This window comes from Pseudomonas sp. H26/SER47-MNA-CIBAN-0231, from assembly GCF_040310465.1.
GTDB classification, from domain to species: domain Bacteria; phylum Pseudomonadota; class Gammaproteobacteria; order Pseudomonadales; family Pseudomonadaceae; genus Aquipseudomonas; species Aquipseudomonas atacamensis.
In genome coordinates this window covers 1-280 of sequence record NZ_JBEOPW010000066.1, presented here as the reverse complement: position 1 = coordinate 280, position 280 = coordinate 1, and the positions used below count along the sequence as shown (strand labels likewise).

1 pseudogene is annotated in these 280 nt (G+C 46.1%); it reads left to right on the top strand.

The features are described 5' to 3' along the window. Window positions 1-280 (top strand): annotated as a pseudogene (gene murD, locus AAEZ10_RS27275) (UDP-N-acetylmuramoyl-L-alanine--D-glutamate ligase); the annotation flags it as partial.

The window sequence follows — 280 nt, the reverse complement described above, 5'->3', positions numbered from 1 at the left end:
GGGCTCTCGGTCGTGCGTTTTTTAGTGTCTAAAGGCATTAAACCTTTAGTGATGGACAGTCGTCGTCATCCGCCGGGTGCAGATACGTTGGCACAAGAGTTTGCCGATATTGAATTATTGGCTGGCGGGTTTGATTGTCGTTATTTAGTTCAGTCTAGCCAAATTATCATCAGCCCTGGTGTGCCAATCGATACGCCTGAAGTGCGTGCAGCATTGGACATGGGAATTGAAGTGATTGGTGATGTCGAGTTATTTGCTCGAGAAATAGCAGACAAAAAAC